General features: G+C 51.4%; 16 protein-coding genes and 1 riboswitch. Of the genes, 1 reads left to right on the top strand and 15 read right to left on the bottom strand.

What is annotated here, in order from left to right:
* Window positions 1-138: 138 nt before the first annotated feature.
* The 7 genes from veg to SK3146_RS20795 form a co-directional block, all read right to left on the bottom strand.
* Window positions 139-411 (bottom strand): biofilm formation stimulator Veg, encoded by a 273-nt coding sequence (gene veg / locus SK3146_RS20825; protein WP_239630887.1) that lies wholly within the window; start codon window positions 409-411, stop codon window positions 139-141.
* Window positions 412-598: 187 nt separating this feature from the next.
* Window positions 599-1,468 (bottom strand): sporulation peptidase YabG, encoded by an 870-nt coding sequence (gene yabG / locus SK3146_RS20820; protein WP_249860615.1) that lies wholly within the window; start codon window positions 1,466-1,468, stop codon window positions 599-601.
* A gap of 90 nt (window positions 1,469-1,558) precedes the next feature.
* The gene (rsmA, locus tag SK3146_RS20815; RefSeq protein WP_249860614.1) at window positions 1,559-2,461 is read right to left on the bottom strand and encodes a 16S rRNA (adenine(1518)-N(6)/adenine(1519)-N(6))-dimethyltransferase RsmA; all 903 of its coding nucleotides are present in this window, start codon (window positions 2,459-2,461) and stop codon (window positions 1,559-1,561) included.
* 2 nt (window positions 2,462-2,463) lie between these two features.
* On the bottom strand, window positions 2,464-3,009 hold the full coding sequence (gene rnmV, locus SK3146_RS20810) for a ribonuclease M5 (RefSeq protein ID WP_249860613.1): 546 nt from the start codon (window positions 3,007-3,009) through the stop codon (window positions 2,464-2,466).
* A 140-nt stretch (window positions 3,010-3,149) separates the two neighbouring features.
* Entirely contained in the window at window positions 3,150-4,289 is a 1,140-nt protein-coding gene (locus tag SK3146_RS20805; protein WP_249860612.1) for a resuscitation-promoting factor, read from the bottom strand.
* A 376-nt stretch (window positions 4,290-4,665) separates the two neighbouring features.
* Window positions 4,666-4,867, bottom strand: a riboswitch (cyclic di-AMP (ydaO/yuaA leader).
* Between the two features lie 224 nt (window positions 4,868-5,091).
* A complete protein-coding gene (locus tag SK3146_RS20800; protein WP_249860611.1) occupies window positions 5,092-5,859 on the bottom strand; it encodes a TatD family hydrolase in 768 nt (255 codons plus the stop codon).
* 55 nt (window positions 5,860-5,914) lie between these two features.
* On the bottom strand, window positions 5,915-7,201 hold the full coding sequence (locus tag SK3146_RS20795; protein WP_249860610.1) for an HD domain-containing protein: 1,287 nt from the start codon (window positions 7,199-7,201) through the stop codon (window positions 5,915-5,917).
* A 355-nt stretch (window positions 7,202-7,556) separates the two neighbouring features.
* Here SK3146_RS20795 and SK3146_RS20790 point away from each other — a divergent pair, with 355 nt between their 5' ends.
* Window positions 7,557-7,811, top strand: coding sequence for an AbrB/MazE/SpoVT family DNA-binding domain-containing protein (locus SK3146_RS20790; RefSeq protein WP_010501678.1), 255 nt, complete (start codon window positions 7,557-7,559; stop codon window positions 7,809-7,811).
* 245 nt (window positions 7,812-8,056) lie between these two features.
* Here the strand turns inward: SK3146_RS20790 and rsmI are convergent, their stop codons facing one another.
* The 8 genes from rsmI to tmk form a co-directional block, all read right to left on the bottom strand.
* Window positions 8,057-8,938, bottom strand: coding sequence for a 16S rRNA (cytidine(1402)-2'-O)-methyltransferase (rsmI, locus tag SK3146_RS20785; protein WP_249860609.1), 882 nt, complete (start codon window positions 8,936-8,938; stop codon window positions 8,057-8,059).
* Window positions 8,935-9,723: a tRNA1(Val) (adenine(37)-N6)-methyltransferase gene (locus SK3146_RS20780; RefSeq protein ID WP_249860608.1), complete on the bottom strand. Its 789-nt coding sequence runs from the start codon at window positions 9,721-9,723 to the stop codon at window positions 8,935-8,937. Before SK3146_RS20780 ends, rsmI begins: the two co-directional genes overlap by 4 nt.
* A gap of 122 nt (window positions 9,724-9,845) precedes the next feature.
* The gene (gene yabA / locus SK3146_RS20775; protein WP_249860607.1) at window positions 9,846-10,196 is read right to left on the bottom strand and encodes a DNA replication initiation control protein YabA; all 351 of its coding nucleotides are present in this window, start codon (window positions 10,194-10,196) and stop codon (window positions 9,846-9,848) included.
* Between the two features lie 30 nt (window positions 10,197-10,226).
* Window positions 10,227-11,030, bottom strand: coding sequence for a PSP1 domain-containing protein (locus SK3146_RS20770; RefSeq protein WP_249860606.1), 804 nt, complete (start codon window positions 11,028-11,030; stop codon window positions 10,227-10,229).
* A 2-nt stretch (window positions 11,031-11,032) separates the two neighbouring features.
* On the bottom strand, window positions 11,033-12,010 hold the full coding sequence (holB, locus tag SK3146_RS20765; RefSeq protein WP_249860605.1) for a DNA polymerase III subunit delta': 978 nt from the start codon (window positions 12,008-12,010) through the stop codon (window positions 11,033-11,035).
* Between the two features lie 67 nt (window positions 12,011-12,077).
* On the bottom strand, window positions 12,078-12,524 hold the full coding sequence (locus SK3146_RS20760) for a YaaR family protein (protein WP_249860604.1): 447 nt from the start codon (window positions 12,522-12,524) through the stop codon (window positions 12,078-12,080).
* Window positions 12,525-12,584: 60 nt separating this feature from the next.
* Window positions 12,585-12,914 carry a cyclic-di-AMP receptor gene (locus SK3146_RS20755; protein ID WP_249860603.1) on the bottom strand — a complete coding sequence of 110 codons (330 nt, stop codon included), beginning with the start codon at window positions 12,912-12,914 and terminating at the stop codon, window positions 12,585-12,587.
* Window positions 12,915-13,248: 334 nt separating this feature from the next.
* The gene (gene tmk, locus SK3146_RS20750; protein ID WP_249860602.1) at window positions 13,249-13,887 is read right to left on the bottom strand and encodes a dTMP kinase; all 639 of its coding nucleotides are present in this window, start codon (window positions 13,885-13,887) and stop codon (window positions 13,249-13,251) included.
* Between the last annotated feature and the right edge of the window lie 31 nt (window positions 13,888-13,918).

Genomic DNA, 13,918 nt, shown 5'->3' with positions numbered 1-13,918 from the left:
CATCTCCTTTACCGTAGGATACAAGTAGTATTCCCCCGTTATGATAATCCATGCGGCATTCGGCAGCGGAACATACTAGGAGCCAAAGAATAAGCGGCATCCCCTCAAGCCAAGGAGCATGCCGCTTAGGTAAAGCCCTTATTGCTGTATCGTGATCCGCACTTGTCCATCATCGTTGCACACCGTGACTTCAACGGACTCGGTAAGTATATCTGCATAGCTGTACGAGACGCGCTTGAAAGCGTTCTGCTCCTGGTCCAGCTTGACTATAAAAACGGAAGGGTAGGTCTCCTCCAATACACCGGAGCGCTCGATCGTCTTACGGCGACCGCCGTTTGCTCTTAACATAATTTTCTGTCCGACATGAGGTTCCAAACTGCGTTTGATATCCAATAGCGAATTTTTAGCCATTGACTACTACCACCTCTTTCCTTGTAAATTATAACCCAATGGAAGTAGTATGTCAAATTAGGACAAATATTATATCAGCGATGCAAAGCTGTTGTCAACGCAATTTTTCCTTGTTTTAAAGAGTTTTTACGATTTCACCCTCTAACTTCGTTCACAAAATTGTCGAATTTACAAAGAAAAAGCGCCCCTAAGGCGCTTGTTGATACATATTTTTTGGAATGACGGGCACGCCGCGCCGATAACTGCCGCGGGATTCCACCCCGCCGATCCCCTCCAAGCCGCTATGCGTCAGACCGATGACATCGACGATATTCACCGTGTCCCGAATGGGCGTATACGCCACTTTAACCGCCACGCACAGCGGATCGAGCGCATGGATCAGAACGCGGGACGGCGAGCTTGCATAGTTCGCTCCGGCCTGCATCAGCGCCTCGAAGTGCGATTGGCACGCTCCGGCCACGACCGTCAGCGTATCTTTGTTCTTCTCGTACTGTCTAGCCACCCGGACGGCATTTACGAAGTGGTGGGAGTTTTTGTAGCTGCCCAGGTTGGCGATGTCCCCGCTGCGACGCGTTTTCAAAATCCCGTCATGTCCGGTGACGACGACAATATCGGGCTTCACCTGCGGAAGCAGCCGATACATCGCATCCGCCATATGCGGTTCGGATACGTAATAGCCTTCGGCCGGAACCTTCAGTTCGCCGTATAAATTCATGCATTTGCGCAAATACGCCGGATCTCCGTCCAGATGAAGCACTTTGCCCGGCATTTCAAAAAAGGCCGGCGCCGTTTCGCCGCCGGTACCGTTCGCAGAGGCGTATCCGGTCACCGCCCGGTTTCTCGATTTGCGCATCGTTTCCATCCATGGCGGTCGGCTGCCCGCCGCGGTCTGACTGTTAGCATTGACCGTTACCGTGGTCAGATCGGTCAACGGAGCGTCGGCGAGCAGCCGGTAATCTACTCCGCGCAGCACCGCCTGCTGCCGAATAATATTTTGAATTTTAAATATGATGTCACCACCATACGATCTACGAGTAACGAGGTCTCCCTGTTTCATGGCCAAATCGCCTCCTCGTGTATCCTATGGCGTCAATAGGCAATTGGTGATTCACCGAGCCCTAATTTCATACGGGCCGCTCCAGAGCCCTCAGGATCGCCCCAGAGCTCTGGACAAGCAGCGGCTTAAGTTCGCATACTCCTGAATCGACAGCGTCTCTCCGCGCCGCGAAGGCTCGATTCCCGCTTCTTGCAGCACAGCCTCCAGCTCGCTCTTGGTTTCCTTGGTGTAAAAGCGGGAAGCCAGGTTATTGTATATCGTCTTTCTGCGCTGTACGAACGAAGCCTGTACGACATCGAAGAAGAACGCTTCATCCTCTACCTCGACAGGAGGCTTCCCGCGAACCTTCAGCTTGATAACCGCCGAATCCACGTTAGGCTGAGGAATGAACACGGTATGAGGGACAATCGTCACCAGCTCCGGCTCGCAATAATATTGCACCGCAATGCTTAAACTGCCGTAATCTTTGCCTCCGGGCCGCGCCGACATCCGTTCGGCCACTTCCTTTTGAATCATGACGACGATATGCTCCAGCGGCAGCTTCTCCTCCAGCAGCTTCATAATAATCGGCGTCGTAATGTAATAGGGCAGGTTAGCTACGACGCTCACCGGCTCGAAGCCTTGGAAATACTGCTCGAACAGCGGCTTCAGATCGACCTTGAGCACATCGCCCTGAACGACGCTCGCGTTCGGATACGGCTCCAGCGTCTCCTCCAGCAACGGCAGCAGCCTCTGGTCGATCTCAATCGCTACGACGCGTCCTGCCGTTTTGGCAAGCTGCTGCGTCAGCGCTCCGATGCCGGGGCCAATCTCCAGCGCGCCCTTGGCCGAATCCAATCCCGCAGCCGATACGATCTTGTACAAAATGTTAGGATCGATCAAAAAGTTCTGCCCCAAGCTTTTTTTTAGCGTGAAGCCATGGCGCTGCAACAGCTCCTTTGTTTTTTTCGGGGAGGCAATGTCCTCCTGTACACCTGATCTTATCGTATCCATCTTTAACCCTCTTTTTTCTCAAGTTGCTTCCACGCTACAGCGAATTCTTCGCGGGAAATCCGAAACATCCGGCAGCGGTTATAAAACTGCTTCCCGTTGCAGTAGCCGATGCCGAGCTGTCTGCCCATCTCCATCCGCCTTGCGGCGGCCTGAGGATGCACGATCATGCCGGCGTTAATCAAATCCTCCCACGTTATATCCGACTCCGCCGCTTCATAATCCGTCCGCAGATTGGATAACGCTTTGCGGATCGTCTCCGGCGAGGCGTTCTCGACGCCGATGTCGCCGCGGCTCGTAGCCTCCTCCTGCGTAATGAACGCATGCTTGCAGCCCGGTACGCGCGCCGTAATAATCTTGCGGATACGCTCTCCGGCATGATCGGGGTCCGTCAGCACAATAACGCCGCGGCGCTGCTGCGCGAGCTTGATCCGCTTAATGATCTCATCGTTGATCGCCGACCCGCCGGTCTCGATCGTTTCGGCCTCTACCGCCCGCTTAATGGCGACGGTGTCGTCCTTGCCTTCCACCACAATGATTTCCTTAATCATCTTACTACCTTCTCTCGTACAAAGCCAAGGGCGTCTCGCGCTTCCTTGCGGTAATGTTCTTCACACAGAAAAAAGAAGAGGCATCCCTCTTCTCATTCCTCTTGCCGTATATATAATGAGTCTTCCCTAATTGCAGCCCCTTAGTCCGCGGTCGGCTTCTTCGGTCCGATCACATAAACGGTGTATCCTCGCTTCATGCCAAAGCGGTTAGCATAGTCATTGCTGTCGAAATACACGTCGATAATGTTCCCTTTCACCGCGCTGCCGGTATCTTCCGCTCTGCGGAAGCCCAGGCCGTCGATATACACCCACCAGCCCAGCGGAACCACCTTGGGGTCCACTGCAATTGTTCGACCTTCCGTTACTCTCGTGCCCGTTGACGTCACACCGTATTGCGGGTGTTCCGCGCTTTTGCCTGTCGAAGCCGCGCCTGCGGAATAAGCCGTTAACGTTACATTGTTAATGACCTGCTTCACGCCGAAGGATACGCCGCTCTTGGTTACTTCTTGAAGATTCGGCGATGACGCCGATAAAATTACAACCGGATTTTTCGTACCTACGGCAACCACTTTATTGACTTTTTCCGTTTTGACCTGTTGGTCAACCACCTGTTCGGAGACAAGCACTCCGTCTTCAAAGCGTTTTTCTTTTTTCTTCAAGACTTCGCCTTCCTGGCCTTCTTGCACAACTTGTTCTTTGCCCTTTACAAGCTGCGGATCGTTTTTCTTCACAACGTCAAACGCGATTTTTTCCGATACTTCCTCAAGCTCTTTCTTCACCCGGACAATTTGTACCGCACCGCTATCCGGCAGCGACGCCTCCAGCTCCGGGCTCACCTTATCCAGTTCTCCGACGGGCACGTTCAATTCATGCAACGCGTCTCCTACGGTCTTGGCCACCGTGTAGATCGTCTTCGTTTCACCGTCAGCCGTAAGCTGAACCGGCTTCGCGTGGTCGATGGTAATACGGTCCCCCGTCTTCACCTTCGAATCCAGCGCAGCGGAGAGTCGATCATGCTCCCCGACTTGAATCTGTTGCTCATCCAGTAAACGCTGCAGATCCCATTGTTTGGTATAAACAACGGTCTCTTGTCCGTTCACAACGACGGTCACCTTCTTGGTAGCCGTACCGTATAACATTATTAAGAACATGAAAGTCAAAGCGAATGAAATAAGTGCAGTGGTGGATATCATACGCAAGTTTTCATGCTTCCATCGCAATGCGAAGGACATGCTGGATGATCGTCTTACATGGGTTTGCTCGTGTTGAATAGCTCCCACTAGTTCGGTCCTCCTTCAAAGCCCCGCCGTCGAGTGTTACGCATGTTTGATCTGACGCGACTATGGTTTAAGTTTTGCAATCTGTGGTTAACGGATAACGTCTGTCGACGCTCTTTCACTGAAGACCGGCTTCGCCAATTTCTCGCCCTTCAGCGAAATGTAACATTCCTAGTGGTCCACTAAGGGCTGCAACCTTTCGATCCATATCGTTTCTGGTCCTGCGTGCGGCCAGCACCTCCCCGTTCTCTAAAAGTCAATTATGTTGTCGGACAAATATCACGTTGACGGGAGAACATAAAAAAAGTCATCGGAAAGAGGACTCTTCCCGTGACTTTGATTATTTCATCAAGTTAATGAAATAAAGCACACGACAATCGTTACCTCTCTCTTACGCTTACGAGGTTAGCTGACGGATTCGGACTTGAGAGTCGCCCTACTTGGATAAGCGTTAATATCATCTTGATCTTAACCTCTCCAAGACTCACCCCAGAAAATGTGACCTTAGTCTTATTGAAAAATAAGACGGGTCCAATTACGGTTCCCCCGTTTCCCTTATGGAAACTCAGCGATAGTGGAAAAATGGTAATCGTATTAAGTTAATATTGAGTTTACGCTGTCGGATGCGATGTTGTAAAGTATACAAACTCGGCAAAAAAGATTCATTTTCGTCCAAAACCGTTTTTTAAGCGCGATTTTACGAATTGGACCCTTGTTTTTCTAACCATGTCTTAGTTTTTCATGCCATTTTCTTCGATTATCGCGTTTCCGACTAAAAAAGGGCTGTCTTGACCCCCCTATTTGTCTAGCGTAAACCGAACAATCTAACTGCATTTTTCGTAGTCGCGTGAGCCAGCTCTTCCAGGGAAATCCCTTTAATTTGAGCAGCGGTTTCTGCGACTAATTTCACATATGCGGTTTCGTTTCTCTTGCCGCGATAAGGGTGCGGAGTCAAATAAGGAGCGTCCGTTTCGATGAGCAGCCGGTCCATGGGAACCTTCTCCAGCACTTCTTTCGGCTGTTTCGCGTTTTTGAACGTGACGGGGCCCCCGAAGGAAATATGGAAGTTCATGTCCAGACAAAGCTTGGCCGTTTCCCAGCTGCCGGAGAAGCAGTGCATGACGCCGCCGACCTCGGCCGCCTTCTCTTCGCGGAGAATCCGGATAATATCCTGATGCGCATCGCGGTTATGGATCACTATCGGCATGCCAAGCTTGCGGGCAAGCCTGATCTGCTCGCGGAACACCCGATCCTGTACATCCTTCGGGGACGTATCCCAGTAATAATCAAGGCCGATCTCGCCGATCGCTACGACCTTGTCGTGCGAGCATAGCTGCTCGATCCATTCCAGATCTTCCGGGGACATATCTTTGGCATCCTGCGGGTGCCAGCCGACTGTGGAGTAAATGAAGTCGTATTGCTCCGCCAAGGCGATAGAGCTCGGAATCGTTTCCCGGTTAAATCCGACATTGACGATTCGACTGATTCCGTTCTCAACCGCGCGCTGGATGACCTCTTGTCGATCCTCATCGAACTCTGGTGCATTTAAGTGAGCGTGAGTGTCTGTAATCATTTGAACGCGAAATCTCCTTTATATGGTGATGGGAAAATCGGGTACGGCCGGGCCTTTATTCCAGCCGCAGCAGCTTCCGCTGCTCCTCGGTCAGAGCGCCGGGAGCGGCTCTGAGCAGCTCCTCGGGGAAATACAAATGGTACTTGCCCATATGGATGCCGCTGATGGAACGGACAATTTCCGACTTACGCGAAATTTCCGTTAACGTGTCCCTTTGATCGAGCAGCAAAATCGGCAGTTTTTCGTCATGCTCTCCCGGACGATAGACATCATACGAAAGATCCGAAGGGAAATCAATTTCGAGGTAAAAGGCCGGGTCCAGACCAAGGCCAGCCATCGTCTCCCGCAGCCTTTCGATTTGCTGAACGTCGATGTGCTCCAGCATGACGTACTTGAATAAACGACGGTTAAGAAAGCGGGAACACAGATCGGATAAAACCTCGTCCGCTTCGCGGGACCACTGCATAAGCACCGTCTGCATGAAGGCTTCGTCCAGCAGGTGGTACTCGTCCACGCTGAGCGTCTGGCGAAACAGGCTCAGCAGCGGAGAGAGCATGAACGAGAACTCGTAATTTTCTTCATATAATTGTTTAGCTCTCTGAAAAACTTTGTGCAAAATGACCTCTGCGCTTCGGGTCACAGGGTGGAAATACACCTGCCAATACATTTGATACCGGGACATCAGGTAATCTTCCACCGCATGCATGCCGCTCTCCTTGACGACAATATGGCCTTGGAACGGCCGCATAACGCGTAAAATGCGCTCCAGATCGAACATTCCGTAATTGACGCCGGTAAAGTAAGCATCGCGCAGCAAGTAGTCCATCCGATCGGCGTCGAGCTGGCTCGATACGAGGCTGACGACAATTTCTTCATTGTACGTTTTGGCGATGACGCCGGCAACCTTCTGCGGGAAGGTCGGCGACACTTCTTTCAACACCCGGTTCACTTCCGTGTCGCCGAGAACGATGCGGCAAGACCACTCTTCATGGTGAGTGCCGAACGTTTTTTCGATGGAATGGGAGAACGGGCCGTGGCCGACGTCATGCAGCAAAGCGGCGCATAGGCAGAGCAGCCGTTCTTCGCGCGGCCAATCCTCGTAACCGTTGCGCTCGAACTGCGAAATGATTTTCCGCGTAACCTCATATACTCCGAGGGAGTGCGAAAACCGGCTGTGTTCCGCTCCGTGAAAGGTCAGAAAGCAGGTGCCCAGCTGCCGGATTCGGCGGAGACGCTGAAATTCCTTCGTGTTGATCAAATTCCATATGGTTTGATCCTGGACGTAAATGTATTTATGAACGGGATCTTTAAACACTTTTTCTTCTTGTAATAAACCGGACATATGCCTAACCTCCCTTAAGCTTGAATTTTCGACAAAAAACTGAGACGGAAAAGCCGCATGTTTGTCGAATGATGTCGTATTAATCTTCCAAATGTGAACAACATTTGACTTGAATTTTTTTCTTGGATATGGAATATATTCATAATACTATGTTTGAACTATATTAGAAAGATGCCGATTTCACAAGGTTTGGCAGCTTTTCTCGTATATTCCCCCTTCTGGGGGTCTATTCTTCCATATTTTAACGCTAAAATTTGCAAATTGCTAGTTGACTATTTTGGGAATGGTTGGTATCATAAATATCAAGAATTATGTCGAATCATGACGATAAATTTTTGAGAGGGGACTTATATATATGATGAAATCTACTGGTATTGTTAGAAAGGTCGACGAGCTGGGTCGCGTCGTTATTCCTATTGAGCTTCGCAGAACACTTGGCATCGGCGAGAAAGACGCTTTGGAAATTTATGTGGACGGCGAGCGCATCATGTTGAAAAAATATGAGCCTGCATGTATCTTCTGCGGCAACGCTGAAAATGTTTCTTATTTCAAAGGTAAAATTGTTTGTCACGAATGTTTATCGGAAATGCCAATACCTGTGACAAAATAAGAAATATAGGTTATAATAAGGATAGCACTTCTTACTAAGGTAATTCTAACCTTTTTCATATCTCCTCTATTCCCCAATTCATGTACTTTTATGAATTTGGGGATTTTTTTTGCCGCGAGGCAGGAGCCGCCCGTTGCTTTCCTTCTATATAATATAGACAAAACCGACAAGCCGACCGGATACGTTCCGATCGGCTTGGGTATGTAACTTCTTATGGACTCCGTTCCGCTTGCCCGGCACCGCTTCTATTGTTCCTGCCGGTGCAAAGCGTTGTACAGCTCCCGCTTCGGCAGCTGACGGTCGGCCGCGGCTCGCTTGATCGCTTCCTTGCGATTCAATCCCTGCGTCACATAATGCTCGACATGCTCTTCCAAACCGAACGCCTCCCACCAGGCGGCGGACGGCTCGCTTTCGGAAGCGGTGCCCCCCTGTACGACAATGCAATATTCGCCCTGCGGCGGCTGCTCCAACAGCAGCTCGTAGCATTCCCGTATCGTCCCTCGGGCCGCTTCCTCATATTTCTTCGTAAGCTCGCGCATGAGGCACATTTGCCGCTCAGGGCTCCATACTTCAAGCATCGCTTCAAGCGTCTTCACGATCCGATGCGGGGACTCGTAGAACAGCAGCGTCTCCTTGGCCGGCTTCAGCAGCTCAAGCTCCTGCAGCAGCGGCTTCTTCTCTCTCGGCAGAAAGCCGAGAAATGTAAAGCGCTCCGTAGGCAGACCGGAGACGATCAATGCGGAGAGCGCCGCGTTCGCTCCCGGCACCGGGATGACGTCGATGCCCGCGTCGATGGCCAGCCTGACCAGATCCGCTCCAGGGTCGCATATAGCCGGGAGCCCGGCGTCGCTGACCAGCGCTATGCTGTCACCGGCCAGCATAAGCCGCACCAGCTCGGGACCGCTTGCATGCTTGTTGTGCTCATGATAGCTGACAAGCCGCGTCGCTATGTCGAAATGCGTCAACAGCTTGCGCGTTTGCCGCGTATCCTCGGCGGCTATCAGCTGCACTTCGCCGAGCACTCGGACCGCGCGGTACGTCATATCCTCCAGGTTGCCGATCGGCGTTCCTACCAAATACAGCTTTCCTTGTCCTGAATCTTCCCGATAACTTTTTTGAATGTTCACGTCAAATCCCTCATTATGCCCTCGGACGGCTCGACAAGCTGCTCACGCCGTCCGTAGTATATTTCCATCAACTCATCGCAATAATCCGTTTTATTTTTATAAACGATTAGCGGCGGCAGCGTTCGCACTTCCGGCTTGCCGTCCCGCAGCGCTTCAATCAGCACCATATTCGCTTCTTCCCCCGCTCTCGGGTGAACGAAGCGGACCCGCTTCGGCTCCAGCTTGTACTGTCTCATCGTACAAAATATTTCAACCAAGCGGCTCGGACGATGAACCATCGCCACCCGGCCGCCGCTGCGCACCAGCCGGCTGCAGGCTTTCACCACATCCTCCAGCGTGCAAAACACCTCGTGCCGAGCCGCCGCCACATGTTCATTCACATTCTGCTCGCCGCTCGGCACCGGCAAATACGGAGGATTGACCGTCACGACATCGAAGCTGCCGTGCCCCAGCTCGCCGGAAATCTCCTTCAGATCGCCGTTGACGATTCGAATCTGATGCTCCAGGCCGTTGATTTGGACGTTGCGCTCGGCCATATCAGCCAGCCGTTCTTGAATTTCCACGCCGGTGATAGAGGCTTTCGTCCGCGTGGACAGCAGCAGCGGAATCACTCCGTTGCCGGTGCACAGATCGGCGATTCGCCCCCTCGGCGGCACATAGCTGAACCTTCCTAACAGAACGGCATCCATCGAAAAACTGAATACTTCGTCGCTCTGAATAATCTTCAAGTCGTTCGTTAACAAATCGTCGATTCTCTCGCTTGCATGTACCGTTACTTTATTCATGAAATGCGCTTCCTCTTTCCATCAGACCTTGGCCTTCCCGATCTAAAAAAACCGCAGAGAAGGTTCTTCTCTACGGTTTTAGCGATAACCTCCGCCGCTGACCGCGGCCGTTCAAGGCATTCTTACTTATTTAAAAACGACAAGCAAAACAGACAATCGCCTTCCGTCCGCAAATGACCGTAGTAGACATTACAGATATGGAAGCCTTCATGGTAAAGACGGGCCAGATTGTCGTAGCCTTCCCCAGTAAGCTCCTTGGCCTGTGCGGCGGTGACATGAATATGGGGTACCACAACCGGCGGCTCGGCATCGTTCTTCAGCAGCTTGCGCAGCTGCTGATTTTCTATGCTTAACCGATTATTTTCTTCAAGGAGCTCGATGATTTGCTTCTTCATCTGTCCCAGTTCGGAGTATATCGCACCCATTTGTTCTTCCATTTGCTCAATCTGAACAAAAATGTCTCTTTTATCCACACATTCACCTCAAGAAAGCTCGAACAACCGTTAATGCTGCTCTACCACATCGTCAAAGGATAGCTCCATGACTTTACCGAGCTCATAAATCTGCACTTTTACGGTACGCTCGTTAATATTTAGCGAGACTACGCGGCCGTTTCCGAGCGAAGAGATCACGTCGCTGCCAACCCGCGGCACATCTTCTTTAATGCTTTCATAATTATCGTGCTCATACTTCAAGCAGCACATCAACCGGCCGCATAGACCGGAAATTTTCGTCGGATTCAAAGACAAATTTTGATCCTTGGCCATCTTGATCGAGACCGGCTCAAAATCGCCGAGGAACGAGGAGCAGCATAATATCCGTCCGCATGGGCCGATTCCGCCTAGCATCTTGGCTTCGTCGCGAACTCCGATTTGCCTTAGTTCTATTCTTGTCCGGAACACTCCGGCCAAGTCCTTAACCAGCTCCCGGAAGTCTACTCTTCCTTCGGCGGTAAAATAAAAAATAATCTTGTTGCGATCAAATGTATATTCGACGTCCACCAGCTTCATTTTGAGCTGATGGTCCTTGATTTTCTCCTGACAAACCACAAACGCGTTTTTAGCTGCGGATTTATTGTCCTCCACGAGCTGAGCATCGGTTTGATCCGCTATCCGGATCACTTTCTTCAGCGGCAGTACGACATCGGATTCCTGAACCGTTCGTTTGCCTATAACGACTTTTCCGTATTCAATACCGCGAGCGGTTTCAACGATAACCGCGCTTTCCTTATCGACCGGCAGGTCGATCGGGTCAAAATAATAGATCTTTCCCGCTTTTTTAAAGCGGACGCCAACAACCGAGTACAAATCTACACCCCCTTCAGCTGCATCAACATTTTTTCCAGCACCAGCTGCGAGTTGGCATGAAAGCGAAGCCTTTTCTGCTGTTCGATCGCCTGCTCCAAACAGCGCACCCAATGCTTCATATCGTAAGATAAGGCCAGTCCGCCCGTCCATTCGGTTTGATCTGCATATACAAGCTCCGACCGGTTGCCCAGGCTGAGCTGCACCATATCTTTAAGCCATAAAATAAGTAAATCCATAAACAAAGGAAGCTGGTCCGACAGCTCCGACTTGGCCAGCTTTTGCTGCGCTGTCAGCAGCGCCGTAGGCAGTCGGGACATGCTTTCTCTAGTCAATTGTATCACTAGGTTTCTGATTTCTGCAAACCCATTTCCTTGAATAAGCTCGCGCGCCGCATCCGGTCCCGCCGCCAGCCGGACGGCCGCCTGGATCAGCACCGACGGATGTCCTTCCGCTTGAAGCACGGCGACCATCCGGTCGCGGTTCATCGGAGCGAACGGCACCCACTGGGCCCGCGAGCGGATGGTCGGCAGCAGAGCCTGTCCATTATCCGTGATTAGAATCGCTACTACCCGGCTCGTCGGCTCCTCCAAAAATTTCAGCAGGCTGTTGGCAGCCTGTACCGTCATTTTGTCGGCATCCTCCAAAATATACATTTTCAGCCCCGAAGCGGATGCGCGGTAAGAAAACTGCTTTTGCAGCTCGCGAATTTGCTCGATTTTAATCGAAGCTCCTTCAGGGCGAAGCCAGTGCAGGTCGGGATGGTTGCCGTGCTCGACCTTGCGGCAGTCAAGGCATTCCCCGCAGGCATCGTCCGGCAGCACCTTACAGTACAGCGCTTGCGCGAAAGCGAGCGCCATCTGACGCCGTCCCGTCCCCGAAGGCCCGGTGAAAATGTATGCATGAGATACTTTGTCCCATCTCAGACTGTTCTGCAATATGCGTTTGACGCGTTCCTGTCCTGATATCGATTGAAAAGACATGGTTGGTCGTCCCTGTTATATCCTTTCCTATTATATATAGACCATTTTACCACTAACGGTCGTAAGATCAAAAAGCAAGATTTATCAGCATCCCGCGAATTTCGCCGATTTTATGCAGCAGCTCCATACGCCCTTGCTCGCTCTCCAGCAAATCGTCGGCCAGCGCCAGCAAATGCTGATCCACTTCCTCCAGCAGCTTGTACCGCTTGGAGCGGCCGCGGCGGTCCCAACCGCGCGTATTGCGCAGCTGGACTCCGCGGCGGGCCGTTTCCTCCAGAAACTGCTTCACGAGATGTTTATACTGACGCAGCTCCCGCACCGTCATCGACCGGGACAGCCGGTCTCCCTGCAGATGAATTTGCTGTAAAATGCGCTGCAGCTGCTCCTGCGACGCCCTTTCGTCCTGCTGCTGCATCATATCGGAGAACGATTTGTTCTGCAGCTGCTGAGAAGAAGCCGCTTCGCTCCGCTGAATTTCGTTACCGAAAGGGCGCCAGCCCGGATTAATTTTCACGCTGCATCCAGCCTTTCATCAAATCAGATCATAGCAACGTCTTGCGACGTTATCGTTCCCTTAGAAATGCTCGAACCGCTCGACCGGAAGAACGAACACGGCCGCTCCGCCAACTTGAACTTCCACAGGGAAAGGAATGTAAGAATCCGTCGTTCCGCCCATCGGCGAAACCGGCGTCACGATTTGCTCGCGAATTTTGCAATTGGCCTTAATGACCTGCATGACCTCGCTTACTCGCTCATCCTCAATACCGATCATGAAGGTAGTGTTCCCGGCCCGCAAAAAACCGCCCGTACTGGCAAGCTTGGTTGCGCGAAATCCTTCTTTAATCAAAGCGCTCGAGAGACGATTGCTATCTTTGTCCTGTACAACGGCAACAACTAATTTCATTGGCTTAGCCCTCCTTTGTCTATTTACAGATGACCCGGTTGAAAGCCCGCAGCAAAAGTTGTATTGTGACTTGGCGTTTGGTGAAAGCATCGTAAGTGTCTAGCGCAAAATACGACAAACAACGAGGGAAAAAAATTAGGAGATCGTTCTTACTCTATTAATTTGACACGGAATTGTTGAATTCCTGCTTCCATCTCAAGGAAAGCTGTTTCTGGAACTGTACGCGCGGGATCACCGCTTTTCCCCAAACAGCTTTACTTCCGGGTATAAAGCAGTATATGCCACGGGTAGGCTCATGGTTCCAAGCCTATGCGGCATGCAATCCGGAACGAGCTTACTGCCGCTTCCGCAAAAACCGTTCCAAATGCTCCTTCACCATCACGAACACATCGTCGATGACCCCGTTGGCGTCAATGCTGACAATCCGCTCGGGAAAACGCTCCGCTAGGATCAGGTAGCCTTCACGTACTTTCTGGTGGAACGCCAGCGACTCCAGATCCAGACGGTTAATTTCCCTGTCCTTGCGAGAATGGATTCTCCGCAGGCCCTCCTCGGGACTCACATCAAGAAAAATCGTCAAGTCGGGGAATGTATGTTCTATAGCGAATTGATTAATCATCAGCACCTCTTCGATGCCAAGACCTCTTGCATATCCTTGATAAGCCAAGCTGCTGTCGATAAACCGGTCACAGATGATGACTTTGCCCGCTTCGAGGGAAGGAACGATTTTCTCGACAAAATGCTGCCTTCTCGCCGCGGCGTACAGCAGCGCTTCGGTTCTAGCTTCCATCTTCGTATTTTTCGTGTCCAAAATGACCGACCGGATTTGCTCCGCTATTTCAATACCGCCCGGCTCCCGGGAGGTAACGACTTCATGCCCAAGCGCGGATAAATACCCGCTAAGCAGCTCTATCACTGTGGTCTTGCCCGCGCCTTCGCAGCCTTCGACCGTTAAAAAATACCCTCTTTGCATTCCATTGACTCCAATCTGTATAAATGGCCGA

The sequence above is a fragment of the Paenibacillus konkukensis genome, from assembly GCF_023523925.1.
Classification (GTDB): Bacteria; Bacillota; Bacilli; order Paenibacillales; family NBRC-103111; genus Paenibacillus_S; species Paenibacillus_S doosanensis.
Note: the sequence above shows the minus strand (reverse complement) of the source record. Positions and strands in the feature narration are given on the sequence as shown.

Bases quoted from the DNA above. Each gene is read 5' to 3' on its own strand.
- veg (WP_239630887.1), bottom strand. From the start codon at position 411: ATGGCTAAAAATTCGCTATTGGATATCAAACGCAGTTTGGAACCTCAT.
- yabG (WP_249860615.1), bottom strand. From the start codon at position 1,468: ATGAAACAGGGAGACCTCGTTACTCGTAGATCGTATGGTGGTGACATC.
- rsmA (WP_249860614.1), bottom strand. From the start codon at position 2,461: ATGGATACGATAAGATCAGGTGTACAGGAGGACATTGCCTCCCCGAAA.
- rnmV (WP_249860613.1), bottom strand. From the start codon at position 3,009: ATGATTAAGGAAATCATTGTGGTGGAAGGCAAGGACGACACCGTCGCC.
- SK3146_RS20800 (WP_249860611.1), bottom strand. From the start codon at position 5,859: ATGATTACAGACACTCACGCTCACTTAAATGCACCAGAGTTCGATGAG.
- SK3146_RS20795 (WP_249860610.1), bottom strand. From the start codon at position 7,201: ATGTCCGGTTTATTACAAGAAGAAAAAGTGTTTAAAGATCCCGTTCAT.
- SK3146_RS20790 (WP_010501678.1), top strand. From the start codon at position 7,557: ATGATGAAATCTACTGGTATTGTTAGAAAGGTCGACGAGCTGGGTCGC.
- SK3146_RS20780 (WP_249860608.1), bottom strand. From the start codon at position 9,723: ATGAATAAAGTAACGGTACATGCAAGCGAGAGAATCGACGATTTGTTA.
- holB (WP_249860605.1), bottom strand. From the start codon at position 12,010: ATGTCTTTTCAATCGATATCAGGACAGGAACGCGTCAAACGCATATTG.
- SK3146_RS20755 (WP_249860603.1), bottom strand. From the start codon at position 12,914: ATGAAATTAGTTGTTGCCGTTGTACAGGACAAAGATAGCAATCGTCTC.
- tmk (WP_249860602.1), bottom strand. From the start codon at position 13,887: ATGCAAAGAGGGTATTTTTTAACGGTCGAAGGCTGCGAAGGCGCGGGC.